Annotated in this window: 20 protein-coding genes, 6 tRNA genes and 1 pseudogene; 19 read left to right on the top strand and 8 right to left on the bottom strand. The window is 49.7% G+C overall.

Annotation, left to right across the window (positions count from 1 at the left end; all coding sequences use genetic code 11):
- Positions 1–36 precede the first annotated feature (36 nt).
- Positions 37–1,155 (bottom strand): alanine dehydrogenase, encoded by a 1,119-nt coding sequence (gene ald, locus QWF21_RS13465; protein WP_330088563.1) that lies wholly within the window; start codon positions 1,153–1,155, stop codon positions 37–39.
- Positions 1,156–1,292: 137 nt separating this feature from the next.
- Between ald and lrp the strand changes: the two genes are divergently transcribed.
- The 6 genes and pseudogenes from lrp to serS all read left to right on the top strand — a co-directional run bounded on the left by lrp (position 1,293) and on the right by serS (position 7,735).
- Positions 1,293–1,775: a leucine-responsive transcriptional regulator Lrp gene (lrp, locus tag QWF21_RS13460; protein ID WP_330088562.1), complete on the top strand. Its 483-nt coding sequence runs from the start codon at positions 1,293–1,295 to the stop codon at positions 1,773–1,775.
- Between the two features lie 172 nt (positions 1,776–1,947).
- Positions 1,948–4,138: pseudogene (locus QWF21_RS13455) on the top strand (DNA translocase FtsK 4TM domain-containing protein); the annotation flags it as partial.
- An 86-nt stretch (positions 4,139–4,224) separates the two neighbouring features.
- A complete protein-coding gene (locus QWF21_RS18175; protein WP_407935295.1) occupies positions 4,225–4,419 on the top strand; it encodes a DNA translocase FtsK in 195 nt (64 codons plus the stop codon).
- The gene (gene lolA / locus QWF21_RS13450) at positions 4,419–5,024 is read left to right on the top strand and encodes an outer membrane lipoprotein chaperone LolA (RefSeq protein ID WP_330088560.1); all 606 of its coding nucleotides are present in this window, start codon (positions 4,419–4,421) and stop codon (positions 5,022–5,024) included. The genes QWF21_RS18175 and lolA overlap by 1 nt, the downstream gene beginning before the upstream one ends.
- 6 nt (positions 5,025–5,030) lie before the next feature.
- Complete coding sequence (locus QWF21_RS13445; protein WP_330088559.1) at positions 5,031–6,374, top strand: replication-associated recombination protein A; 1,344 nt, start codon at positions 5,031–5,033, stop codon at positions 6,372–6,374.
- Between the two features lie 62 nt (positions 6,375–6,436).
- A complete protein-coding gene (gene serS / locus QWF21_RS13440) occupies positions 6,437–7,735 on the top strand; it encodes a serine--tRNA ligase (RefSeq protein ID WP_330088558.1) in 1,299 nt (432 codons plus the stop codon).
- A 265-nt stretch (positions 7,736–8,000) separates the two neighbouring features.
- Here the strand turns inward: serS and QWF21_RS13435 are convergent, their stop codons facing one another.
- The 5 genes from QWF21_RS13435 to QWF21_RS13415 form a co-directional block, all read right to left on the bottom strand.
- Complete coding sequence (locus tag QWF21_RS13435; RefSeq protein ID WP_330088557.1) at positions 8,001–8,336, bottom strand: TusE/DsrC/DsvC family sulfur relay protein; 336 nt, start codon at positions 8,334–8,336, stop codon at positions 8,001–8,003.
- Entirely contained in the window at positions 8,324–8,590 is a 267-nt protein-coding gene (locus QWF21_RS13430; protein WP_330088556.1) for a DsrH/TusB family sulfur metabolism protein, read from the bottom strand. The genes QWF21_RS13435 and QWF21_RS13430 overlap by 13 nt, the downstream gene beginning before the upstream one ends.
- Before the next feature lie 16 nt (positions 8,591–8,606).
- Positions 8,607–8,969: a DsrE family protein gene (locus QWF21_RS13425; RefSeq protein WP_330088555.1), complete on the bottom strand. Its 363-nt coding sequence runs from the start codon at positions 8,967–8,969 to the stop codon at positions 8,607–8,609.
- A complete protein-coding gene (locus QWF21_RS13420) occupies positions 8,969–9,331 on the bottom strand; it encodes a DsrE/DsrF/TusD sulfur relay family protein (protein ID WP_330088554.1) in 363 nt (120 codons plus the stop codon). The genes QWF21_RS13425 and QWF21_RS13420 overlap by 1 nt, the downstream gene beginning before the upstream one ends.
- Before the next feature lie 85 nt (positions 9,332–9,416).
- Positions 9,417–10,082, bottom strand: a complete 666-nt coding sequence (locus QWF21_RS13415; protein ID WP_330088553.1) for a Bax inhibitor-1/YccA family protein — start codon at positions 10,080–10,082, stop codon at positions 9,417–9,419.
- A 214-nt stretch (positions 10,083–10,296) separates the two neighbouring features.
- On the opposite strand from QWF21_RS13415, the gene QWF21_RS13410 reads away from it, so the two are divergent.
- From QWF21_RS13410 to QWF21_RS13355, 12 genes are all read left to right on the top strand, one after another.
- Positions 10,297–10,387, top strand: a tRNA-Ser gene (locus QWF21_RS13410).
- Between the two features lie 71 nt (positions 10,388–10,458).
- A tRNA-Ser gene (locus tag QWF21_RS13405) sits at positions 10,459–10,549 on the top strand.
- Between the two features lie 191 nt (positions 10,550–10,740).
- The gene (gene uvrY / locus QWF21_RS13400) at positions 10,741–11,385 is read left to right on the top strand and encodes a UvrY/SirA/GacA family response regulator transcription factor (protein ID WP_330088552.1); all 645 of its coding nucleotides are present in this window, start codon (positions 10,741–10,743) and stop codon (positions 11,383–11,385) included.
- 38 nt (positions 11,386–11,423) lie between these two features.
- Positions 11,424–13,238: an excinuclease ABC subunit UvrC gene (gene uvrC / locus QWF21_RS13395; RefSeq protein WP_330088551.1), complete on the top strand. Its 1,815-nt coding sequence runs from the start codon at positions 11,424–11,426 to the stop codon at positions 13,236–13,238.
- 32 nt (positions 13,239–13,270) lie between these two features.
- A complete protein-coding gene (gene pgsA, locus QWF21_RS13390) occupies positions 13,271–13,843 on the top strand; it encodes a CDP-diacylglycerol--glycerol-3-phosphate 3-phosphatidyltransferase (protein WP_330088550.1) in 573 nt (190 codons plus the stop codon).
- 109 nt (positions 13,844–13,952) lie between these two features.
- Positions 13,953–14,028, top strand: a tRNA-Gly gene (locus QWF21_RS13385).
- Positions 14,029–14,056: 28 nt separating this feature from the next.
- A tRNA-Cys gene (locus tag QWF21_RS13380) sits at positions 14,057–14,130 on the top strand.
- Between the two features lie 27 nt (positions 14,131–14,157).
- Positions 14,158–14,244: transfer RNA gene (locus tag QWF21_RS13375), tRNA-Leu, on the top strand.
- A gap of 31 nt (positions 14,245–14,275) precedes the next feature.
- Positions 14,276–14,351: transfer RNA gene (locus QWF21_RS13370), tRNA-Gly, on the top strand.
- 211 nt (positions 14,352–14,562) lie between these two features.
- Positions 14,563–16,419, top strand: a complete 1,857-nt coding sequence (locus QWF21_RS13365; RefSeq protein ID WP_330088549.1) for an HSP90 family protein — start codon at positions 14,563–14,565, stop codon at positions 16,417–16,419.
- A 22-nt stretch (positions 16,420–16,441) separates the two neighbouring features.
- The gene (locus tag QWF21_RS13360; RefSeq protein WP_330088548.1) at positions 16,442–17,509 is read left to right on the top strand and encodes a hypothetical protein; all 1,068 of its coding nucleotides are present in this window, start codon (positions 16,442–16,444) and stop codon (positions 17,507–17,509) included.
- A 494-nt stretch (positions 17,510–18,003) separates the two neighbouring features.
- Positions 18,004–19,692, top strand: coding sequence for a right-handed parallel beta-helix repeat-containing protein (locus QWF21_RS13355; RefSeq protein WP_330088547.1), 1,689 nt, complete (start codon positions 18,004–18,006; stop codon positions 19,690–19,692).
- A gap of 114 nt (positions 19,693–19,806) precedes the next feature.
- On the opposite strand, the gene QWF21_RS13350 is transcribed toward QWF21_RS13355, so the two are convergent.
- Positions 19,807–21,246: an SLC13 family permease gene (locus QWF21_RS13350; RefSeq protein ID WP_330088546.1), complete on the bottom strand. Its 1,440-nt coding sequence runs from the start codon at positions 21,244–21,246 to the stop codon at positions 19,807–19,809.
- Between the two features lie 112 nt (positions 21,247–21,358).
- On the opposite strand from QWF21_RS13350, the gene QWF21_RS13345 reads away from it, so the two are divergent.
- Entirely contained in the window at positions 21,359–22,324 is a 966-nt protein-coding gene (locus QWF21_RS13345; RefSeq protein ID WP_330088545.1) for an aldo/keto reductase, read from the top strand.
- A gap of 30 nt (positions 22,325–22,354) precedes the next feature.
- On the opposite strand, the gene QWF21_RS13340 is transcribed toward QWF21_RS13345, so the two are convergent.
- Positions 22,355–24,583, bottom strand: coding sequence for a hypothetical protein (locus tag QWF21_RS13340; RefSeq protein ID WP_330088544.1), 2,229 nt, complete (start codon positions 24,581–24,583; stop codon positions 22,355–22,357).
- Positions 24,584–24,634 lie beyond the last annotated feature (51 nt).

The following is a 24,634-nucleotide window of genomic DNA, read 5'->3' as shown; positions in this document are numbered from 1 at the left end:
GCAAAAGCCGGGCGTTTCAGTAAAAACAAGCAGTTGCTAGCCGTTTAAAGCGGTTGTCGGTTCGACGAAATCAAACTTCAAAGCTTCAGCGACAAACTCATTGGTAACTTTACCGCGGTAAACGTTCAGGCCATTCCGTAAGTGCACGTCTTCCAGCAAGGCTTGCTTGTAGCCTTTATTGGCCAAACGAATGATGTATGGCAGCGTCACGTTATTCAGCGCAAAGGTAGAGGTCCGAGGCACCGCACCAGGCATGTTTGCCACACAGTAGTGCACCACATCATCCACAATGTACGTTGGTTCGGCATGGGTAGTTGGTTTAGAGGTCTCAACACAGCCACCCTGGTCGATGGCTACATCGACAATAGCGGCACCAGGTTTCATCCGTTTAATATGATCGGCTGTAACCAGTTTCGGTGCCGCGGCACCTGGAACCAGGACACCACCAATGACCAGGTCGGCAGCCAGGACTTCTTTTTCCAGTGCATCGGCAGTGGAATAAACCGCTTTGACAGCTCCATTAAACTGAGCGTTAATCCGGCGCAGTACATCAACACTGCGATCCAGTACGGTGACGTCGGCACCCAGGCCAACAGCCATTTGCGCAGCATTGGTACCGACCATACCGCCGCCAATCACGACAACTTTAGCCGGGGCAACACCAGGCACACCGCCCAGCAGCATGCCTAAACCACCACAGGATTTCTCCAGAGCGCGGGCACCCGCCTGAATGGACATCCGGCCAGCTACTTCTGACATTGGTGCCAGCAGTGGTAAACCACCTTTGCTGTCGGTCACGGTTTCATAGGCAATGCAGACTGCTTTGCTTTTGATCAGATCTTCGGTTTGTGGCAGGTCGGGTGCAAGGTGCAGGTAAGTGAACAGGATTTGGCCATCACGCAGCATAGCGCGCTCTACGGCTTGTGGCTCTTTGACCTTCACGATCATATCCGCTTTGGCAAAGATCTCGGCTGCAGTCGTCAGGACTTCCGCTCCAGCCTGTTGGTAGTCTTCATCGGTAAAGCCAATACCGATACCGGCATTGTGTTCTACGCAAACCTGGTGACCATGCTGGATCACTTCCCGCACGCTGGCAGGTGTCATACCTACACGGTATTCGTGGTTTTTAATCTCTTTTGGGATGCCAATCAACATAACTGAGTTGCCTTTTTTGTAGGGTGATAAAATTTGGTGCTAGTATATAGTGAATTTTTCGGGATTAATGCCTGTTTTAAAGTGCCCTGCTAGTGCATAATTCTTTTAATTTACGATTAATTGGAGTTTTCTACTGGATGTTTTCGCAAAGTAAAAGCATTAAAAAGCTCGACAGAACCGATCGTAAGATTTTAGCTGAACTTCAGCGAGATGGCCGGGTTTCTAACGTCGAGCTGGCGAGGCGGGTGGGATTAAGCCCAACACCTTGTTTAGAAAGGGTTCGAAAGCTGGAAGCAGAGCACTATATTCTGGGCTATACCGCTTTGGTGGACCCGGTAAAGATTGGTGCGGCACTGTTAGTCTTTGTTGAAATCACTTTAAGCAAAACCTCGCCGGAAGATTTTGATGAGTTCAGTAAAGCGGTACAGAAACTGGATGAGATCCAGGAGTGCCATCTGGTATCCGGCAGCTTTGACTTTCTATTAAAAACCAGAGTGGCCAATATGGCGGCTTACCGTGAGTTGTTGGGGGAAACCCTATTGCGTTTACCCAGCGTGCGGGAAAGTCGCACCTATGTGGTGATGGAAGAAGTTAAGCAAAGTAATTTTATTAAACCCTAAGTTTTATCCAGCCTGGATTCAGCCAATAACCATTATACTGGCCGGAATGGTGGGTTTTTCTGCAGCTCTGTTGCCAAACAGATGCATCCAGGGTTGCAGTCTGGTATCTTTCACAGGTGGTTGTGATCTACCTGAGACGACCAATGACAGACAACAACAGTGAGGCGTTCTTTTGCCACGGATATCTTTCTTTAATTTAAATGGCATCCAGCGTTTGTTGGAGGTTGGCCTGATTTTATGCTGTGGCATGGCTCTTTTTTTGCTGCTGGCGCTGATTTCGTTTAACCCGGCCGATCCCAGCTGGTCACAAACAGGCTATCAGCATGGTGTGTCCAACTATGCCGGGCCGGTTGGCGCCTGGCTGGCTGATTTATTGCTGTTTAGTTTTGGCTGGATTGCCTATTTGCTGCCTGTGCTGGTTGCCGGTCTGGGTTATTTATTGTTTAAACGCTTTCATCATGTGCTGCAACTGGATTATCTGATCCTGGGACTGCGGTTGATTGGCCTGTTGCTGACGATGATCAGCGCTACTGCCATCAGTAGCATGAACTTTAACGACATTTATTATTTTTCCTCCGGCGGCGTTGTCGGGGATATTTTTAGCGGCTTGTTATTGCCTTATCTGAATTTTGTGGGCACGACACTGTTACTGTTGTGCTTTTTTGCCACTGGCCTAACGCTGATGACCGGCATTTCCTGGTTTACTGTGATGGATGCCCTTGGTGCCTGGGTTTGGCAGGCGGGCTGTTGGTTGCTGCAGTTGCCGTCCTGGTTGCAGCAAAAATGGCAGCAAAATCAACAGGAAGTAGAAGATAGCCGCGAGGCAAAGCAAGCAGCTTTGATGGATGAGTGGAGTACTGCACCCAAGGTTGGCAACCCCAAAGCCGACAAAGCATTGTCCGTGAACACCGAGCGCAATGCGATGAGTTTACCGGTGCAGCCTTTGGATGAGCGGGATGCCAGGGCTTTTTACAGCGTGGATGACCTGGCCGATGAGTCCTTGTCTTTTAGTGCTGTGGATGAGCCCGAGTTACCAGAACAAATTGAGAAAACGCTTCGCCATACCGAATTAAAACCCAAAGCTGCCCGGGTGCCTGAACCCGAGCCGGATGATGATGACTCGCCTGAAAGCGAGCCGCATGAAGTCACAGAGTTACCGGGGCTGGAGCTGTTGGATCGGCCGGATAAAGCGCAAAACCCAATTGATCCTGCAGACTTAGAGCGGGTGTCCCGTTTGGTAGAAGCCAAACTATTGGACTTTAACGTGGAAGCCAAAGTGGTCGGGGTGCATCCCGGCCCTGTGGTCACCCGTTTTGAACTGGATTTAGCTCCTGGGGTTAAAGTCAGTAAAATTACTGGCCTGGCCAAAGATTTGGCGCGCTCGCTATCCGCTATTAGTGTACGGGTGGTGGAGGTGATTCCGGGCAAATCCTTTATTGGTTTGGAATTGCCAAACAAACACCGTGAAATTGTACGCTTATCCGAAGTGATTGGGGATGCAACCTTTGAGCAATCACGTTCACCGCTAACCATGGTGCTTGGCAAAGACATTGCCGGCAAAGCCATGGTGGCTGACTTGGCGAAAATGCCGCACTTGCTGGTGGCAGGGACTACCGGCTCTGGTAAGTCGGTCGGCGTGAACGTGATGATTTGCAGTATTTTGTACAAGTCCACACCGGATGAAGTGCGTTTTTTAATGATCGATCCAAAAATGTTGGAGTTGTCGATTTACGAAGGCATTCCACATTTGCTGACCGAAGTGGTGACCGACATGAAAGATGCAGCCAATGGCTTGCGCTGGTGTGTTGGTGAAATGGAGCGGCGTTACAAACTGATGTCGGCGCTTGGGGTTCGTAACTTAAAAGGCTACAACGCCAAGGTAAAAGAAGCGATAGCGGCTGGCCAGCCATTGATTGACCCCTTGTGGAAGCCCTCGGACGATATGCGCGACGAAGCGCCCAGGCTGGAGAAACTTCCGGCCATCGTGGTGGTGATTGATGAATTCGCCGACATGATGATGATAGTCGGTAAGAAAGTGGAAGAGCTGATTGCCCGTATTGCGCAAAAAGCAAGGGCCGCTGGTATCCATCTTATTCTGGCCACACAGCGGCCCTCGGTGGATGTGATCACCGGCCTGATCAAGGCCAATATTCCAACCCGAATTGCATTTCAGGTCAGCTCGAAAATTGACTCTCGCACCATCCTCGATCAACAAGGTGCTGAAAGTTTGTTGGGGCAGGGGGATATGCTGTATTTGCCGCCGGGCTCTGGCGTGCCGAACCGGGTACATGGTGCTTTCGTGGATGACCACGAAGTGCATGCGGTGGTGGCAGACTGGAAACGACGAGGCCAGCCGAAGTACATTGCCGAAATTCTCAGTGGTGAAACTACCGAAGAGAACTTATTACCGGGTGAGACGCTCGAAGGGGATGAAGGCGAGGCTGATCCTTTGTACGATCAGGCGGTTGCTTTTGTGACCGAAAGTCGCCGAGCTTCGGTTTCCGGTGTGCAACGCCGTTTTCGTATTGGTTACAACCGGGCGGCTCGTCTGGTTGAACAAATGGAACACAGTGGTGTGGTCAGTGGCCCTGGTCACAACGGCAACCGGGAAGTTCTGGCACCACCACCACCCAAGGGGAATTGATGAAACGTTTTGTACTGGCTGTGGCTATTTTCTTCAGTCCGGCAGTGTTTGCTAATGAGCAGGCCGCGCTATCGCTGCAACAGCAACTTAGCCGTATGCCGCACTTTCACGCCAGCTTTGAACAGCAGGTATTTGATATGCAACAGCAACTGGTGCAGCAGGGGGAAGGCGAGCTTTGGTTGCAGCAGCCTGGCAAGTTCCGTTTTCAGATGGAACTGCCTGAACCCATTCTGTTTGTTGGCGATGGTGAAACGCTGTGGTATTACCATGAGCTGCTGGAGCAAGTCAGCATTTATGATGCCAGGGCCGAGCTGGAGCGCACCCCTTTTACCCTATTGATGTCTGATGATGCCAGTTTGTGGCAGCAATACCGCATTACTGAACACGAGGATGGTTACCGAATCGAGGCCGATGACCCGGCCAGCCCGGTGCAGTATTTGCAACTGAACTTTAGCAATGATCAGTTAAGTCGTATGCAGGTGCTGGATCTAAATGGTCAGCGCAGTATTTTCGTGTTTAAGGCAGTGCCCACAGATGCAGGCTTTGCTGCCGGGTTGTTTCAGTTTCAGCCTCCGGCGGATGTTGATATTGACGATCAAAGGTAAGTTGTGGTGTCGACACTGAATTTCGACTTTAACGACGATGTTCGTCCTCTGGCCGCCAGAATGCGGCCACAGAGCCTGGCAGATTACGTGGGGCAGCAGCATTTGCTTGCTCCAGGTTTGCCATTGCGTCAGGCTATTGAACAAGGCAAGGTCTTTTCGCTGATCTTATGGGGGCCTCCCGGTACAGGGAAAACGACTTTGGCAGAAATTATTGCCCGCCACGCAGAAGCGGAGCTGTGTAAGTTATCGGCTGTCACATCGGGCATCAAAGAGATCCGCGATGCCATTCAGCAAGCCAAAGAGCGGCAATTGCAATGGCAAAAGCGTACCTTGCTGTTTGTGGATGAGGTGCACCGCTTTAACAAAAGCCAGCAGGATGCGTTTTTACCTTTCATTGAAGACGGTACCATAGTGTTTATCGGTGCGACCACTGAAAACCCGTCCTTTGCGCTGAACAATGCGATTTTATCCCGGGCCCGGGTTTGCATACTGAACAAATTGACTGACGAGGATTTAAAGCCACTGATCCAGCGTGCTTTAACCGACACTGCTTTGGGGTTAGGGGCCTTGAAACTGAGCCTGAGCGACGAGGCGGAAGCCATATTGTTGTTGTTGGCCGGTGGTGATGCCAGGCAGTTATTAAACTTGCTGGAATTGATAGCCGAGTACAGCTCAGCTGCTGGCGTTCAACAGCCGGTTACAGCGGAGCTGGTGCGTCAACTGGTACCGCGCAAGCTGCCAGGCTTTGATAATCAGGGTGATCAGTTTTATGACTTGATATCGGCTTTTCATAAGTCGGTGCGCGGCTCTGCCCCAGATGCTGCTTTGTACTGGTATTGCCGTATCCTGGAGGGCGGCGGCGATCCGCTCTATGTTGCCAGGCGTTTGCTGGCGATTGCCAGTGAAGATATCGGCAATGCCGATCCCAGAGCCCTAACCCTGGCACTGAATGCCTGGGATACCTTTCAGCGGGTAGGGCCGGCTGAAGGGGAGCGGGCTATCGCTCAGGCTGCTGTATATCTGGCACTGGCCCCAAAAAGCAATGCGCTGTATGCAGCGTTTAAGCAAATGCGACGTCTGGTGCGTGAGCAGCCGGATCATGAGGTGCCGTATCATCTGAGAAATGCCCCCACCAAATTGATGCAGGAAATGGGGCTGGGTGCAGAGTATCGTTATGCACACAATGAAGAGGGTGCCTATGCCGCTGGCGAAAATTACTTGCCTGCGGCATTGAGCGAGCTGCAAGTCTATCAGCCGACCGAGCGCGGACTGGAAAAGCAACTGGCTGAAAAAATGCGTTATTTGCAGCAGTTAGATGCACAAAGTCCGAACAAACGGTATCGGGAATGATACAATAACCTATCTCTTTTTGGTTGGCCTGACTGGCCTTTTAATGGGAAGTTTGAACCATTATGTTGGATGCTAAGTTTTTACGAACCGAATTAACTCACACGGCAGAGCGCCTGGCCGGCCGGGGCTTTAGCCTGGATGTGGCTGCGCTTAGTCAACTTGAAGAGCGCCGGCGTGACTTGCAGGTGCGGACCCAGGAGTTACAAAATCAACGCAACAGCCGCTCGAAAGAGATTGGTCAGGCCAAAGCCCGTGGCGAAGATATTGCGCCTTTGCTGCAGGAGGTCTCCGGCCTGGGCGAGCAACTGGATACCGCCAAAACCGAGCTGGATCAGTTATTGGCCGAGCTGGAGCAAATCAGCCTGAGTATTCCCAACTTGCCGGACGCCTCCGTGCCGGTGGGAGCAGACGAAGCGGCCAATGTTGAGGTACGTCGTCACCTTGAGCCACGCTCATTTGAGTTTGAGCCAAAAGATCATGTTGATTTAGGCGAAGCACTGGATAAGGGGCTGGACTTTGAAAGTGCAGTCAAGGTGGCTGGTTCACGCTTTGTGGTGATGCGTGGTCAACTGGCGCGGCTGCATCGTGCACTGGCGCAATTTATGCTCGATTTGCATACCAATGAACATGGCTACACCGAAATGTACGTGCCTTACCTGGTCAATCATGACAGCCTTTATGGTACCGGCCAGCTGCCAAAATTTGGTGGTGATTTGTTTCATACCAAGCCTGCCACCGAAGAAGGTCAGGGCATGGCTTTAATCCCAACGGCGGAAGTACCGCTGACCAACCTGGCTCGCGATACCATTTTTGATTTGGCTGAATTGCCGGTTAAAATGACCGCCCATACGCCGTGTTTTCGCAGTGAAGCCGGCTCTTATGGCCGGGATACCCGTGGCCTTATTCGTCAGCATCAGTTTGATAAAGTTGAGCTGGTCCAATTGGTGCACCCGGATCACTCGATGCAGGCGCTGGAAGAGCTTACTGCGCATGCCGAGCGGGTGTTGCAACTGCTCGAGTTGCCTTATCGGGTGATGCTGCTCTGCACCGGTGATATGGGCTTTGGAGCCTGTAAAACCTACGATCTGGAAGTCTGGTTGCCAGCACAAAATACCTACCGTGAAATTTCATCCTGCAGCAATATGGGAGACTTCCAGGCCCGTCGTATGCAGGCTCGCTTCCGGCTGGCTGAAGGTAAAAAACCAGAGCTGCTGCATACCTTAAATGGCTCGGGTCTGGCCATAGGCCGAACCTTAGTGGCTATTTTGGAAAACTACCAACAAGCCGATGGATCCATTCGGGTACCTACGGCACTGCAGCCTTATATGCAAGGGCAGGCGGTGCTAAAGGCTAAAGGGTAGTAGAGGCTAGCTTAGCATGCCCTCCAAGTCGGTTAAGGAGCATCCTATAAAGGCCAGCAGTTCAAGGCGACTGCGGCCGACAGCACCTGATTTGAAAACGCCTGCCCGGATCCGTTTTTGGTTGTATCGCTTGCTGCTGCTTGGAGTGGTATTGATTGCCGCCTTGTTTTTCCTTGAAGCGGTGATTGGTATAGTGCGCGACAGCTTTTAAAGTGTCGCAGCACTGGCCCGGTCGCACAGATAACACAGTTTGTTTGCGCTACAACTAAAGGCAGCGGGCAGGCTTGGGCAGGCCGGCAATTCGGGTTGCCTGTTTAGCAGGGCCATCCGGGAACAGCATAAACAGATACTTACTACTACCCTTTTCAGGCCCATAGTGTTGTGCCATGGCTTTCACCAGCAGCCGGATGGCAGGTGAGGTTTGATGCTCCTGATAAAAATCCCGCACAAAATGAAGCACCTCCCAGTGCGCTTCAGTCAGCTCAATGCCTTCTTCATTGGCAAAGTATTCGGCCAGTGCATGGCTCCAAAGTGATAAATCAGCCAGGTAGCCGTGTTTATCCAATGGGATCTGTTGCCCGTTTAGCATTACTTCGGCCATAGCACCACCTGTGAAGCCTGAGCCGCCAGTTCCACCCAGACACTATCTTCAATAGACTGCCATGCTGCTTTTACGTTAAGGCCTCGCGCTTTAAGATCCGTAGCCAGCACCAATGAACGGCAAGGTAATTGGGGCCAGTCCAGCAACAGAGAGTAACAGCCATCCTGGCGCAGCAGCAACAGATCCTGCGGGGCCAGCTGTGATAGCAAGGCCTGTGCTGGTAGCTCGGGGTAGATCCAGTGCACTAATTTCATGGCAGGGAATATCCTGTTAAAAAGTGACGACTTGCTGACACAGCGCCAACCGCTCAGCCAATTGCTGCCTGGAAAGTCGTGTGATCGCATGATGGAGCTGCTTTGGATCGATTTGGTATTGATGCAGACTATCCTGACAGACTAAAGGGGCAGCTAAATCGTAAAGCGGCAATAAACCCAGCAATTTGCTACAGTCTTTTAATTGCAGCGCCGCGCTAAAATCGTTATTGGGCAGCAGCAGACAGACAGCCGGGCCGCTTAGTAGCAGCTGCACCGGGCAATCGACCGCAGCCAGTGCCAGGGTATAATCCAGTGCTTCACGGGCCGCACTGCTGTTGTAAGGGCTGCTTTGTAACCAGATTAACGTTGGTTGGCTCATCAGAATTGCACCAGTTGGTGGCATTGGCTTAGCCGCATGGCATGCTCGGCCAGGCCAGCCAGTTGATAACCAGCGTTCAACTGGCCTGGCTGCAGACTGAGGCCTCGTTTTTCTGCCGCAGTGCTGCAGAACAATAAAGGAATGCGCTGTTGCTGGCAAAAATCTGCCAGCAAAGCGGCTGCGTTGGGCTCATCCGAGGGTAAGTCGATAGCCGCACTGGCAGCCAGTACAGCATTTTGGTACAAAAAAATGTGTTCCACCTGATGGTTTGCTAGAACGGCTGCTTTGGCAAAGCGCAGGCAGCTTTGAAAGGCCTGGCCGGCAAAAGGGGACTCAGTAAGCAGCAGGGCAAAGGTAGTCATCACGGCCTCAAAAAAAATGCCTCACATCAGGGAGGCATTTTACTGGAAAATAAGCCAACGACAAAGCGTCTGTATTGGCTGTGTTTTAGTCGTTATTCAGCACACCAAGCAGGCTTAGCAAGTGAACAAAAATATTAAAGATGTTCAGGTAAAGCGCAACGGTGGCGCGGATGTAGTTGGTTTCACCGCCATGGATGATTCGACTGGTGTCAAACAGAATCAGACCCGACATGATCAGGATTACCGCTGAGCTGATGGCCAGTGAGATCGCCGGAATTTGCAGGAACAAATTCGCCAGTATCGCCAGCAACACCACAATCAAGCCAACAAACAGAAAGCCACCCATAAAGGAAAAATCTTTGCGGGTAGTCAGGGCATAGGCAGAGAGTGAGAAGAAAATCACTGCCGTACCTGCTAAAGCTTGCATAATCAGGCTTGGGCCATTGGCCAGTCCAACGTAGTAGTTCAGCATTGGGCCTAACGATGCGCCAAACAGAGCGGTGAAGGCAAATACCCAGATAATACCGCTGGCTTTATCTGCTTGTTTGTTGACTACAAACAGCAGCACAAAGCCAGCAATCATGCAGACCAGCGATGCCATAGGCGAAATATTTAATGCCATGGCAAACACCGCAGCAATGGCGCTGACTGCCAGCGTCATGCCGAGCAGGAAATAGGTATTGCGCAGTACCTTATTAATTTCAACACCACGGCTCGCCGAGCTAATGGTATGGGTTTCTCTGTACGACATACAGGTCTCCTTACATTTGGTTGTGTGATAGAACAGAACCAGATTGAGTTAATGCTTTGATAACTATCATACCTGCTAAGTTCCCGAACCTCTAGTGATTCCGTTGCAAAGCATGCTTGAAAAAAGCAAATTGGCTAAAAATTGGCTGGCTAGAGGCAAGAATGACAAAAAGAACTTTTCTTTCAGCAGCAAACTGATTAGTATACGCCTCGCTGGAGGGATGGCAGAGCGGTTGAATGCACCGGTCTTGAAAACCGGCGTGGGTTAATAGCCCACCGAGAGTTCGAATCTCTCTCCCTCCGCCACTTTTTCCTGATTGGCTAAGTTTGGAAAAGTGAAGTGTACATTAGCCTCCAATGCCGTATTGGATTATGCCGGAGGGATGGCAGAGCGGTTGAATGCACCGGTCTTGAAAACCGGCGTGGGTTAATAGCCCACCGAGAGTTCGAATCTCTCTCCCTCCGCCATTTTTTCTACCCATTGCAGTTCCTACCCCAATTTTTGATTCCATCTTGTTCACCAATCTGGCAGACTAGCCTCCGCATTATTACAGCACCGAATTGTTGTATCCAAAGTGGTGAATTGGTCGAGTTTATAGCTGTTCTCGGCTATGCTATGCCTATAAATAATAACTAAACCAGTGAAGCGGAGAAGCAGCTTGATTAACGTACTTATTGTCGATGATCACGAGCTTGTTCGGACTGGCATCAGTCGCATACTAAAGGATGAGCGTGGTATCAAGGTGATAGGCGAAGCTGGTACCGGCGAAGAAGCTCTGCATTTTTGTCGCCAACATACGCTAGATGTTGTGTTGATGGATATGAACATGCCCGGTATGGGGGGGATGACAGCAACCAAGCGTATTTTGCACTTTTGTCCGGATGTCAAAGTGCTGGCGCTTTCAGTGACCTGTGAAGAACCGGTGCCAACCAAAGTGATGCAGCTTGGTGCGGCGGGTTTTATTTCGAAGAATGCCGCACCATCAGAAATGGTTTCTGCGATCCGTAAGGTGCATTCTGGTGTGCGTCATATCTCGGATGAGGTGGCGCAGAAGATGGCGCTGAGTAAACTAAACCATCAGGGGCAGAATCCTTTCGATGAGTTGTCTGACCGTGAGCTGCAAATCATGTTGATGATTACTCGTGGTGAGAAAGTGAATGATATCGCTACTCAGTTGAATGTCAGTGCCAAAACGGTCAATTCTTATCGTTACCGAATGTTTGAAAAGCTATCAATCAATGGCGATGTCGAGTTAACGCATTTGGCCTTACGGCACGGCATGATTGATATAGCCAAAGCCTGACAGCATGCGGTGTTGATTGCCGTTGGTGGTAGATTGTAATGTTTGATGCCAAAAGTTTTATGTCGGGCGTGCCGCAGCAACCTGGCGTTTATCGGATGTTGAACGCCAAAGGTGTGGTGATCTACGTTGGTAAAGCCAAGAACTTGAAAAAGCGGCTTAGCAGCTATTTCCGTGCCCAGGTCGACAGCATCAAAACCAGAGCTTTGGTCAGTCAGATTGCTCAGGTCGAATTGACACTGACGCACAGTGAAACAGAAGCTCTGTTGCTGGAAAACAATCTGATCAAGGCGCACCGCCCCAAGTACAATATCTTATTACGGGATGATAAGTCCTATCCCTACATCATTCTGACCAGCCACAAACATCCACGTTTAATGTCACACCGTGGAGCGCGCTCTGTGCCTGGCCAGTATTTTGGCCCTTACCCTAATGCTGGTGCTGTTTGGCAAAGTCTGAAGCTGATGCAGAAAATTTTCCCAATCCGCCAGTGTGAAGACAGTTTTTATCAGTCCCGCACCCGGCCTTGCTTGCAATATCAGCTGAAGCTGTGCTCTGCGCCTTGTGTTGGCAAAATCTCCGATACCGATTACCAAGAGCAAGTTCGGTTGGCCCGGCTGTTTTTAACCGGTAAAGATCAGCAAGTGATTGCAGATTTGGTGCAGCAGATGGAGCAGGCCAGTCAGCAACTGGCTTTTGAAAAAGCTGCCCAACTGCGCGACCAGGTTCAGGCTCTCAGGCGTGTGCAAGAGCAGCAGTCGGTCAGTGGTGATCATGAAGAAATGGATGTCATTGGTTTTTGTTTCCAACATGGTGTTGCGGCTGTTCATGTGCTTTTTATTCGCCAGCACAAAGTAATTGGCAGCAAAACCTATTTTCCTAAATTACCGGCCAATACCATGGCAGTGGACATCTTACCGGCTTTTCTGATGCAGTTTTACCTGCAGCGCATGGGAGGCCAGCAAGTGCCGAAAGACATTGTACTTAGTGAGCTACCGGAAGGTGCCGAGGCATTGCAAACCGCCATCAGTGAGCTGGCCGGCCGTAAAGTACGGCTGAGCCTGGCCCGGCGAGGTGAAAAAGCCCGTTACCTGGAACTGGCAAGCAAAAATGCCCGGACCGCCTGTGATGGCAAAGTTAGCCAGAGCCAGAAAGTGCAGTTTGGTTATCAGGCACTGAATACGCTGTTCCAGCCCAATGCTGAAATAAACCAGATGGAATGCTTTGATATTAGCCACACCATGGGCCAGGAAACCATTGCTTCTTGCGTGGTGTTTGATGGACATGGGGCCAATAAAACTCTGTATCGGCGTTATAATGTCAAAGGTATTACTGCAGGCGATGATTATGCAGCTATGGACTTTGCCTTACACAAGCGCTATGGCAATTTGACTGACGAAAGCTTATTGCCCGATCTGGTCTTGATCGATGGTGGCAAGGGCCAATTGCAGCGCGCCATTGATTTTTTCCGTGGGAAAAATTTTGCCCGGGTGCCGCTGTTGATGGGAGTGGCCAAAGGCGAAGGGCGTAAACCTGGTCTGGAAACCTTAGTGATCCCTGGCCAGCCAGCTATCAATCTGGCGGCTGATCACCCGGCGCTGCACCTAATTCAGCAAATACGTGATGAAGCGCATCGCTTTGCCATTACGGGGCATCGCACAAAACGCGGCAAAGCCATGCTCAAAAGCCCTCTGGAGCAAATCCCCGGCATCGGCAGTAAACGCCGGCAAGCTTTGTTGCAATTTTTGGGTGGTTTGCAAGGAGTACAGCAGGCCAGCGTTGAAGAATTGAGCAAGGTGCCGGGAATATCCCGGCAACAGGCAGAAACCATTTACCAGCAGCTGCATAGCAAGTAGCATACAATGAATTCAGCAAAGAGATGTCCCGCATGATCAATATTCCCAATCTTCTGACGTTGTTTCGGCTGTTGCTGATCCCGGTTTTTTTATGGTTGTTTTATTCAGGGATTGAATCGGCGCGTTTTTGGGCCGCTCTAGTGTTTGTGCTGGCCGCCATCACTGATGCGCTGGATGGTTATCTGGCCCGAAAGCTGGAGCAATCCACTCCCTTTGGCGCTTTTTTAGATCCTGTGGCCGATAAGGTGATGGTGGTTATGGCACTGGTTTTGGTAACGGTGGATATGCAGTTGCTTTGGATGACCATTCCTGCATTGATTATGATCAGCCGGGAAATCATTATCTCGGCTTTACGCGAGTGGATGGCCGGGTTAGGGCGCCGCGCCAGTGTGGCGGTTTCTGGCAGTGGTAAATTGAAAACCATTTTTCAGATGCTGGCATTGATTGGCCTGATCTGGCAACCCGCCGCTGCCTGGCTAAGCTGGGTTATGCCGCTTAGTTGGGGGTTGCTGTATATTGCGACGGTACTGACGATAACGTCTATGGTGCAGTATGTGTATGCGTCCCGCAATGACTTTGGTACCGAGCCAGAGCAGGGCGCCTGACTGGCAGCTAAAAAAATAAGCAGTCGATCAACAATGTGACAATTTATTGTTGACTGAATGCCTGAAACCAGTAGAATGCGTCACGTGCTCAGGCACAGTGAAGGACAATGCGAGTATAGCTCAGCTGGTAGAGCGCGACCTTGCCAAGGTCGAGGTCACGAGTTCGAACCTCGTTACTCGCTCCAATTACGTGAAGTAATGCATCCTCACATTGGCGGGTTGGCAGAGTGGCCATGCAGCGGATTGCAAATCCGTCCACCTCGGTTCGACTCCGGGACCCGCCTCCATAGTTTGATACGTAACACAAGTTGTCTGCCCGGGTGGTGAAATCGGTAGACACAAGGGATTTAAAATCCCTCGAGGGAAACCTCGTGCCGGTTCAAGTCCGGCCCCGGGCACCATTTACTGCAACCAGAGCAGTAAATAAGATTTGCGAGTATAGCTCAGCTGGTAGAGCGCGACCTTGCCAAGGTCGAGGTCACGAGTTCGAACCTCGTTACTCGCTCCAAATTTCATAAAAAGCAGCCGAATGGCTGCTTTTTTGCTTTCTATCCTTAAGTTCATGCCCGTCGAGCCTGTTTTCAAAGTCGGCATGGTGCCGCACTGTTGCTCCTATGCTGAATAACCTTATTTTTTTGCCAAGCCAACGCTTATCGTTATAATAGACCGCTAACACATCATAAGTTAAATGACTAAAGACAGTTAATGGAAGTTTAGGGATGACAATGGATTCTTCCTCATCTGAAGTGGAACAAAGGTTCTTGGTAAACCTTGCTGGCATTATTGATATTTTATCAAAGCATTTATACAGCGGCCCTCAAGTGTTTATCCGTGAGTTACTACAAAATAGCACCGATGCTATTTCTGCCAGAAAGAATCATAGCAAGGAGGGAGAAGCTCCCGGAAGTATCAGGGTGACCTTGCTGCCTAAGCGCTCAGAGCAGCAGCCATCGCAGCTCATCATCGAAGACAATGGCTGTGGTTTAACGGAAGATGAGATCCATCAGTTTTTAGCCGTTATCGGTCAATCCTCAAAGAAAGAGTTTTTAGAAAACCCAACACACGATTACATCGGCCAGTTTGGTATTGGGCTGCTGGCTTGCTTTATGGTTTCAGATTCGATTTGCTTACAAACCCGCAGTGTGAAACAAGCGGATAGGGTACTGCAGTGGACCGGCAGGCCGGATGGGACTTATCAGGTAATAGCCATTGAGCAGTCGATGGCTATCGGAACACGGGTTATTTTAACAGCAAAGCCAGAGGGCGAGGAATACTTCACCGATAATGCTTTGCAGCGCTGGATGCTGTATTACGCAAGCTATTTGCCTTATAGCATTACATTAGATACTGCCAGTGAGACGGGTTTTCGCATTAATCCACAACCGGCACCCTGGTTATGGTCTGATTATTCGGGTAAAGCATTTTTAGATAAAGCCATAGTGATTGGGGAAAAATATTTTCGGGGACCTTTTTTTGATACGATCCCATTAAAGACCCGGGCTGGGAAGGTGCAGGGGTTGGGCTATATTACCGCCTGTACCAGCAGTGAGCATCAGCAGCAGCATCTGATCCACCTGAAAGGCATGCGGCTCACCAAAAGCAGCCAAAACCTTTTGCCGGATTGGGCTTTCTTTGTTCGTACCATTGTGAATGCAGATGATTTGCGACCAACGGCATCAAGGGAATCGCTGTATGAAGATGCAAACTTACTGGCAGCCAAAGAAGAGTTGGCAGAGCAGTTAATCGGTTATCTGGTAAGTATGGCAGAAAACGAGCCTGAGAAGTTTCAGCACTTTGTCAGTTGCCATCAAATGGCCTTGAAATCACTGGTATTGGAGAACCACTACTTCTGCCTGAAAATTGCGCCTCACCTTACTTTTGAAACAAATCTGGGTACTATGACCCTGGCTTGCTACCTTGAAAAGTATCCAAAGATCCGCTTCGTTGATCATGTTGACAGTTTTCGTCAGTTTGCCCAGATATCGACTGCAAAACAAGAGTGTCTGATCAATGCTGGCTATTCCTATTGCCGCGAAATTCTCACCTTGTATGCCCATCTTAGCCAAACTGACATAGAAGCATTGGATCCACAGAGTTTAGTGTCACAGTTGAACGAGACTGAACTGGATCCGTTGCTGTTGGCCCGCTTTATTAACAAAGCAAAACTGTTGATGCATGATGTTTGCCCAAATATCAGTGTTAAGCGATTTCTGCCAGCGCAAGTGCCAGCTTTGTATATTAGTTGTGAGAAAAAGTTTTTTATCCGGGCGGCTACCAAAAATAAGGAGCAAAGCGACGATCTTTGGTCTGAGATCATAGATAGTGTGATTGAGCCGTTGGAAAGCTATGCATTTTCAGAGTTATGCTTAAATGCCAATCACAGCTTAGTTATGTCGCTGATACAGTGTGATGATGCTATGCAGTTGGCAAAGTGTTTAAAGATCATTTATGTACAGTCACTTTTGATGGGGCACTTTCCGCTGAGTGCCCATGAAATGGAAATTTTAAATGAAGGCTTAGTGGCAATGATGGCCAACAGTCTGAATGTAGTAAGTTCTAGCCAAACCCAGCACTAAGCTATAAGACAAGGATAACAGCATGAGCACAGTGAACGAATTGTTGAGTCAGGCCCGTCGCCTACCGGATGGGGAGCCCGCGAAAATTCGGTTAAACGAGCAGGCTATTTCGCTGGCCGATCAGGGCAATGATCTTGGGTTACAATATAAAAGTCGTATTGCCTTGGTGGAAGCCGCGGCATTTTCTGGCCATCCGGAAAAAGTTCTGGTGAACTTTGGCTGGTGTATTGCTCAATGCGAAAAGTTTCCCGAGCAATTCCCTCTGCCGGATATCTTGTGGAAATATAAGTATGTTATTGCGTGCGCTGTTGGCTTTCATTCGATTAATCGTGAAACGTTGGAACAGTTGCTAACCAACATGCATCGTCACTATGAGCAGGCCGGTTTTAGTTTGCGTCCCGTCCATTACATGCGTGCCCATATGCATCTATACGCTGGCGAATTTGAAGACTGCTTGCAGCAACTGCAAATTAGTCGCGGCCTGGAGAAAGATCGCTTTGCCGATTGCTCAGCCTGCGAAGTAAACTTTATTGTGACTGCACTGGTAGCGTTAAAACGCGATCAGGAAGCTATTCAAGCTGCTCAGCCTCTTTTACAAGGAAATGAAGGCTGTGCAGAAGTACCTCATCTGACTTTTGCTGCACTCCTTAGCAGTACAAGTCGATTAGGTAATAAAGAGCTTGGTACGCTTCTTTTAACGTCCGGCTATCAGCTAATTCGCAGTAATCCAGAGTTCCTGTACCAGATAGGTCTGCAGATGCAATATTGTGCTGAACAAGCACTGATTGACACTGGTCTGGAGCGTTTACAGAGTCATTGCGATTGGTTGTTAGCAAGCATGGATCCTGGGGGCCGTTTGCAATTCCAGATGGGAGCCGCCATGGTGTTAAACAAAGCGCTGCAGCAGGGGCAAACTTCGTTAGTATTGCGCTTGCCGAATAGTTTTGCATTGTTTAATCCCGCAGGTGAATACTCTACTCAGCAGTTGTGCGAGTATTTTTCGCAACAAGCCTTTATGGCAGCGCAAGGCTTTGATCAACGCAATGGCAATCGCTATTATCAATTGCAACTTGCTGAGAACCTGGCTTAATCATCGTCATCACATCAGAATATAGGCCTTATGCTGTAACAAGGCCTATGCTTCCGGGGGGCTGCAAGGACACACCGGTTAGTTAGCAGCCTGACACATTGCTGTCTCCCATCCATTATTGAAACTTTTGCGTGAAATTAGTAAATATTGCGTTCATCTTTTTGGTTTATTTCTTTGTGTGTCTAATACTCTGCAAGCACCAATGGCTTATTTGAGTTCAGCCAGGGTGCTTTTTATTGGGTAATGTCAAACCATCAAGAGGTTAACTGATGAGACAACTAACAAAGATTTTCTACCAATTCGGTTTGGGGGTGGTGCCCTTAGTTATATCATTGGCTGGTACTTTTGCAGTAGTACAGCATGCTGGGGCAGCTTTGCCTGTGCAGGAACATTTCAGTGCAGCTGGGGCAAACCACTTTTTTAGCTCTGGTTACAAAACAGTGACTGCTAGTTCGAATACGCCTTTTTATTATGCTTTAGCCGGCTCAAACAATATGTCTGTTGCTGGAAATCAGTTTACTTTTGGCAATGCTCGCTTCAGTGTCGGTAATGCTTTGCCAACGGTGCAAACGTCATCCAGTGACATGCTTGCTAATACAACCGGCGTGTTGGATCTTGGTCAGCCCTACCGTATTTCTTTTTGCGTAAAGGGCACTTCAGGCAATGGCAGTAAGAAATTCCAGATCTATGTGGACAACAATACCACCGGGCAGGCGAACTCGGCCCATGGTGGGGCATCGCGTATTTATGATGCCACTGTCAATAGCCTCTCTGCCGGGCAGCGGGTGGTGGTGGACTCAGCCGTAGGCACGGCAAGGTCCTTTTTACAGCTGCGTGTTGAAAGCGAAGCAATGGTAACGATAAGCGATCTTTGGATAGAGCGTCAGTCGGCCGCATTGCCACAGCCATCGTGCAGTGGTTCAGCACCTATTGTGGAAAATCTTTCCCACCTGGTGCCATCTGCACCTACCCCAAGTCCTCATCTTAGTATTCCCGCAGGCAGCCGGACTTTTTATGTAGCGCCCAATGGCAATAACAGTCACTCAGGGACTATAGGCTCGCCCTATGCAACCTTGAACAGGGCAGTCAGCAGTGCCCAGCCAGGTGATGTGATTGTGATGCGTGGTGGTGTTTATTACCACGATGATACCATTCGTATTAACAGTGTCAGTGGTACGGCTAGCCATCCGATTCGGGTTTATGCATACCCTGGTGAGCGGCCGATTTTGGATTTTACCCCGCAAACCATTCAAAACAACGCTCATGGTGTACGTCTTAATGCCAGTTATTGGCATCTGTATGGGTTGACAATCCGTTATGCCGGTCATAATGGCTTGCGGGTTGATGGCAGTCATAATCGGCTGGAGCGACTGGTGTCACATGGTAACTACGATACTGGTATTCTGTTGGGAGGCTCGGCATCACACAACCTGATTATGAATTGTGACAGCTATCATAACTTTAACTCGGCGATTTATACCAACCGGGTTGGCAATAATGCCGATGGTTTTGGTGCTAAGCAGTTAGATCTTGGGCCTGGCAACCACTTTTATGGCAACCGCTCATGGGAAAACTCAGACGATGGCTTTGATTTTTGGCGCGCTCCTCATCCTATAGTGCTACAAAATAACTGGGCATTTGGTAATGGTAATGCCGCAGTATTTGGTCATCCCAGCAATTTCGAGGGCGGTGGCAACGGCTTTAAGCTTGGTGGCAACAACGATCCTGGTGATCATATTGTGGTTCGTAACATAGCCTTTGATAATTTTGGCAGCAGTGGCAATGCGAAAGGGTTTGATCACAATAATAACAGCGGGGCGTTAACGCTGTTAAATAACACCGCTTTTAACAATGGTCGGAACTATGTATTCCCAAATAACCCTGCTAGCTCTGGTAAGCGTCATATTTTTTATAACAACCTGAGCCTGAATGGAAGTGTGGACATTGCCAATGGTGCCACGCAAGGTGGTAACAGCTGGCAAGAGGGCACACCAGCCAGTGGTATGTTTGAAAGTTTGAACACAGCTTTGGCTAAGAGTCCGCGTCAGCCGGATGGATCTTTACCGGTAACCCATCTGCTGCGGCCCAAATCGGGCAGCTTTATGGTTGATGGTGGTGTGAATATTGGCCTGAGCTATAGTGGTGCAGCACCAGACATCGGTGCCATCGAGTACAACCCTTGATAACATCCGGATGAGCAAGGCATACGCTTGCTCGGGCCTGGGTTGTACCAGACTGGCTGCAGAAGCAGCCAGTCTTTGGTTGGACTCTATGAGTTACCGCCCGCTGCTCAGCGGTTAAAAGCTAAATATAACTTCCACCAGCCAATAACAAAACAGCGTTATCACCACAATCGCCAGCAGGTTCAGTGCAAAGCCGGCTTTCACCATATCAATGATTTTCAGCTTACCCGAAGCAAAGACAATGGCATTGGGTGGGGTGGCCACTGGCATCATAAAGGCGCAACTGGCTGCCAGTGCTGCCGGCACCACCAGCATGGCGACACTGGTATCCAGTGCCAGTGCAACGGGCCCGAGCAAGGGGAGAAAGCCTGCTGCTGTCGCAGTATTGCTGGTGACTTCAGTTAAAAAGATAATAATGCTGGTGACCAGCAAGACCAACAGCAAGATAGAAATACCGTCCAGGCCACTGACTTGCAAAGCAATAAAATCTGCCAGGCCAGATTTTTGAATTTGCCCGGCTAGCGCCAAACCTCCACCAAACAGTAATAAAATGCCCCAGGGCAGCTTTTTGGTATCTTCCCATTGCAAAATACGTTGTCCGCTTCTCCAGTTGACGGGCAGGATAAACAATAAGGTTGCGGCTGTGATGGCGATGATGGTGTCGTCAATCGGCAAGCCGGTTCGGCCTTGGACAAACTCACGTGAGATCCAGCCGATGGCGGCGAATAAAAAGATCGCCATCACACGCTTTTCTCCACCAGACATAGGGCCAAGTTGCTGCAACTCCTGTTGATACAGCGCCTTGGTATCGGTTAACGCCACTTTATCCAACTGAAAAGAAAGCTTGGTTAGCCAAAACCAGCACAATAACAGCAAACAGGACGCAATAGGTACCCCGATCAACATCCAGCGAGCGAAGCCAATTTGAATGTCGTAGTTGCTTTGCAGGTAAGCAGCCAACAGGGCATTGGGAGGGGTCCCTATCAAAGTGGCAATGCCGCCAATACTGGCAGAGTAGGCAATGGCCAGCATGATGGCGGTGTCAAATCCTTGCTCCTTACTGGCTGCTGATTGTTGCAAGGCCAGAATGGACAGAGCAATCGGCAGCATCATGACGGAAGTTGCAGTGTTTGACATCCACATCGAGAGGAAAGCAGTGACCACCATCAGGCCGGCAATTTGCTGGCTTGGCTTGCTACCTACAATCAACATCACATGCAGGGCTATGCGTTTGTGCAGCTCCCAACGCTCCATCGCAATCGACAGTAGGAAGCCGCCCAGGAATAAAAATATCAGCGGATGGGCGTAGTGTGCTGTCACAGCACCAAGCGCGTCCAACCCAAGCAATGGCACTAACACGATGGGCAGCAAAGAGGTCACCGGGATGGGCACCGCTTCACTGATCCACCAGATTGCCATCCAAAGTGTTAAGGCTGCCATCAGCCAGGCGTGCTGACTCATACCGGTAAAGGGAATTTCCAGACTGCTAAGTAACAGAAAGCTTAGCGGCCCAGCTAACAAAGGAAGCAAATAGCGGGTATTTTTGCTGGTCATAAAAGCGCTGTGAATGAAAGAGTTATAAAGCCAAGTCTAGGTGGCAGACACTGTATTCGCAATTATGTTTGGGTATATACTGAAAGTCTGTGTTGCTTTTCTGGATTTTTTTATGCAGTTTCCTTTGCAGGCTCATTTTCCAGCAGCCAGCCGTCTGGTGTTTGGCTGCATGCAGCTTGGTGGTGATTGGGATCGTGGCGCTACAACCGCATTGCAGCATCAGCGCGCTTTCAGTGCTTTGGATGCAGCCATTGAGGGCGGTATCACTTGCTTTGATCATGCCGATATTTACACCTTAGGTAAATCTGAGCGGGTGTTTGGCGATTATCTACGGCAGTCTGGTATTGAACGTGAGCAGTTGTTTATCCAGAGCAAGTGTGGCATTCGGCTGGCAACCAGTGAGCAACCAGGCTATTACGATTTCTCTGCGGCGCACATCCGGCAAAGTGTGGATGCGAGCCTGCAACGACTGGGGTGTGATTATCTGGATCTGTTGCTGCTGCACCGGCCAGATCCCTTGATGCAACCCAGAGAAGTTGCTGCTGTTTTTTCCGATTTGCATGCTCAGGGCAAAGTACGGGCTTTTGGGGTATCGAATATGGCCTGGCCACAACTGCAGTGGTTGCAGCAGGCGCTGGAGCAACCATTGATCGCCAATCAATTGGAAATGAGCCTGGCAAATTATCACTGGTTGGAAGAGACCATTCTCACTGGCATGCCAGCAGGCAGTCAGTGCCACTTCTCGGCTGGGACGGTAGAGTTTTGTCAGCTCAGGGATATCCAACTGCAAGCCTGGGGAAGTCTGGCTCAGGGACTCTTTAGCGGGGGGCGCTTGCCCCGAACGGATGCCGAGCACAAGACCGCCACTTTGGTACAGCAGTTAGCGGCTGACTACCAGGTGTCAGCCGAAGCCATCGTATTGGCCTGGTTGTTACGGCATCCGGCTGCTATTCAACCCGTGATTGGCAGCTTGTCGGTGGCACGGATACAAGCTTGCCTGCAGGCCACACAAATAGAACTTAGCCGGGAACATTGGTATCGGCTGTACTGTGCGGTGCGGGGACAAGCGCTGCCCTGAACAGGCGCAGAGCTTGTCTGTCTGCGGGCGTTATTTTTCCGGTTCGCTGGCAGCGTTGCTACTGGATTTCCTTTCTTTTTTGCCAGGTAACTGGTTCAGTGAAATCACCCTGGTTTTGCTGATCTTATGCCGGTAAATTTCACGCAGATACTTGATGGCTTTTTTCACGCTATCACGCGATAACCGGATATCGTTGATCGAGATAAATTTATCTTTACTATGAATCAGCTCGCGGTATTTTTTCTCATACATGGGTTTGATTGCGTACCAGTTGGTATCCAGGATTTTGGCCGGATTCTCAAACTCATTCAGCATGGTATCCAGCAGCGCTTCATCGAAGTGCTCATCACGAATAAATTCCAGCATGGCCTCGTCCAGTTGTTCATCAAAGCGGTAACTGTCTTTGGCAAAGCAACGTTTGATATAGGCGACAATCAGTGTCAGGAAATCATCACTCAGGCACGGGCTTTTCACAATTAACGTGGTCAGCGAAATGTTGGCAGAAGCGCCAATTACCAAAGCATAGCGTTTTAAGGTGGTATTGGGGAACAGGTTGTTCAGATGAGACTTCAGCTTATTCAAATCGATGTACGACAATTTGTAGTCTTTGGGCAAGGAAACAATGGACACCACGGATGAGCAGTTTTTGAAAAAGTGCAGGTTCTTTAGCTCAGCCGCGTTGTAATTATTCTTCTGATAATTGGCCAGTGTCTCGCGGTAGCGTTCTGACTCAATCGGCAGTAAGCTGATACCCTCAATGGCCTGAGTGACTTTGTTAAAATGCGGCAAGTCAATGGAGCGGAAAAACAGATCGTCAATGTTCAAACCACTTGGAGCCTGTTTGTCGAATAGCTTGACCTTTTCCAGGCTGCTGCTCTCAGCCGGGATCACCGATTCGGCATAAGCTACCGCAACAGGCCCAGCCAGGCTCATAAAGAGATCATTGGCATCCAGACGGATGGTTTCGCCGATATCAATGCCGGCCCGGCGGAAATAGTTTTCATCGTAATCCGTGGTAACAGCCTGGGCCGTCAAGATATTGAATATTTGCTGTGAAATGTATTGATTGGCGTATTTTTCCATGGCATTGACATCAATGTGCTGGATGTCGCCGTCATCGGTTTCTTCGGCATAACGCATGATGTCGTTGGAGATTAGCATCATCGCATTCCAGGGCCGGATGCGGTGCATCACACTGGAGTCGCTACCATCCTCATGGTCAAAGTTGTAGGAGAAGTCCCACTCTTCTGCCAGATACTTGCACAGTAAACGACCGGCATTGATATGCAACGCCTCGGACATCTCCACCCCATGGTCAGAAATATTCGGCAGGATACAGATGCCGCTGGTAAAGATGGGTTCAAACACAAAGGAGTGACCGCGGTTTTCTTCGTTCTCTGGTAAGGTTCGGGTATCGAAGGTTTTGCTCATGTAGGCATACTGTTGGGCCAGGCCGAACTCAGAAGCCATGCCAGAGCCGGTACCACCGCCGGCACTGAAAATATAAAAATACAGTCGCGACTGGTTGGCTTTGATACCACAGGAATCAATCAGGTAGGAGTGAATAAACTTCCAGTCCGCATTGGAAAAGCGCTGTGTGTCTTTATTCAGAATAATTTTCGCCAGATACTGGCCAAGAATAGGGGCATTGCCAGCGCCGCCTGCATGAACTTCGGACAAATCCATAATTTTCATTTTGGTGTAGTCGTGCAGGAAACCGCTGGATTCACCTTTGTTGGAAAAGCGGATGCGGCCTTCGATGTCTTTGTCCAAATCACCCAGCATCACCAGTGGTTCTATCAGAAATACCGGTTTTAACGCATTCGATTGTTTTAAATGCAGGCTGCGCTTAATCCAGCGCATGGGCCGGTATTCCTGTTCGCGGTTTTGCTTTTCTTCGTTGTTAAACTCATTCAGGTAAAAATTACGGGCATTGTAGACCAGAGACGCCACATCCAGTGCAATGTTGGAGCCACAACGGCCAAGGCCAATCAAACAAACAGAAGGAAAGTGTTGCTGTCTTGGAGCACTGATTTCGTGTTCCACACCGCTGTTTGGGAAAACGGTTTGGCGAAGTGCATCCAGGTTAGCCAGAATACGGTTGAGATCGCGCTCCGTAAAATACATATAACGCTCCCCACCAAAGGAAACGACTGGCTGTCGGGCTACGCTGCTGGCAGCAGGCCGCACTGCAATCACTTCATCATGCAGATCATCCTGATTTGTGTCCGGCTGGGTGGTCGGTATTTTTGTTGCCATAGAGCCTCTTCCTGCATCTGTTTTTTATACGACTGTGCACTAAAAGTAGAC

It is taken from the genome of Alkalimonas mucilaginosa (assembly GCF_036327005.1).
Classification (GTDB): domain Bacteria; phylum Pseudomonadota; class Gammaproteobacteria; order Enterobacterales; family Alteromonadaceae; genus Alkalimonas; species Alkalimonas mucilaginosa.
Note: the sequence above shows the minus strand (reverse complement) of the source record. Positions and strands in the feature narration are given on the sequence as shown.

Bases quoted from the DNA above. Each gene is read 5' to 3' on its own strand.
- ald (WP_330088563.1), bottom strand. From the start codon at position 1,155: ATGTTGATTGGCATCCCAAAAGAGATTAAAAACCACGAATACCGTGTA.
- lrp (WP_330088562.1), top strand. From the start codon at position 1,293: ATGTTTTCGCAAAGTAAAAGCATTAAAAAGCTCGACAGAACCGATCGT.
- lolA (WP_330088560.1), top strand. From the start codon at position 4,419: ATGAAACGTTTTGTACTGGCTGTGGCTATTTTCTTCAGTCCGGCAGTG.
- serS (WP_330088558.1), top strand. From the start codon at position 6,437: ATGTTGGATGCTAAGTTTTTACGAACCGAATTAACTCACACGGCAGAG.
- QWF21_RS13435 (WP_330088557.1), bottom strand. From the start codon at position 8,336: ATGGCCGAAGTAATGCTAAACGGGCAACAGATCCCATTGGATAAACAC.
- QWF21_RS13430 (WP_330088556.1), bottom strand. From the start codon at position 8,590: ATGAAATTAGTGCACTGGATCTACCCCGAGCTACCAGCACAGGCCTTG.
- QWF21_RS13425 (WP_330088555.1), bottom strand. From the start codon at position 8,969: ATGAGCCAACCAACGTTAATCTGGTTACAAAGCAGCCCTTACAACAGC.
- QWF21_RS13420 (WP_330088554.1), bottom strand. From the start codon at position 9,331: ATGACTACCTTTGCCCTGCTGCTTACTGAGTCCCCTTTTGCCGGCCAG.
- QWF21_RS13415 (WP_330088553.1), bottom strand. From the start codon at position 10,082: ATGTCGTACAGAGAAACCCATACCATTAGCTCGGCGAGCCGTGGTGTT.
- uvrC (WP_330088551.1), top strand. From the start codon at position 11,424: ATGTTTGATGCCAAAAGTTTTATGTCGGGCGTGCCGCAGCAACCTGGC.
- pgsA (WP_330088550.1), top strand. From the start codon at position 13,271: ATGATCAATATTCCCAATCTTCTGACGTTGTTTCGGCTGTTGCTGATC.
- QWF21_RS13365 (WP_330088549.1), top strand. From the start codon at position 14,563: ATGACAATGGATTCTTCCTCATCTGAAGTGGAACAAAGGTTCTTGGTA.
- QWF21_RS13360 (WP_330088548.1), top strand. From the start codon at position 16,442: ATGAGCACAGTGAACGAATTGTTGAGTCAGGCCCGTCGCCTACCGGAT.
- QWF21_RS13355 (WP_330088547.1), top strand. From the start codon at position 18,004: ATGTCTGTTGCTGGAAATCAGTTTACTTTTGGCAATGCTCGCTTCAGT.
- QWF21_RS13350 (WP_330088546.1), bottom strand. From the start codon at position 21,246: ATGACCAGCAAAAATACCCGCTATTTGCTTCCTTTGTTAGCTGGGCCG.
- QWF21_RS13345 (WP_330088545.1), top strand. From the start codon at position 21,359: ATGCAGTTTCCTTTGCAGGCTCATTTTCCAGCAGCCAGCCGTCTGGTG.
- QWF21_RS13340 (WP_330088544.1), bottom strand. From the start codon at position 24,583: ATGGCAACAAAAATACCGACCACCCAGCCGGACACAAATCAGGATGAT.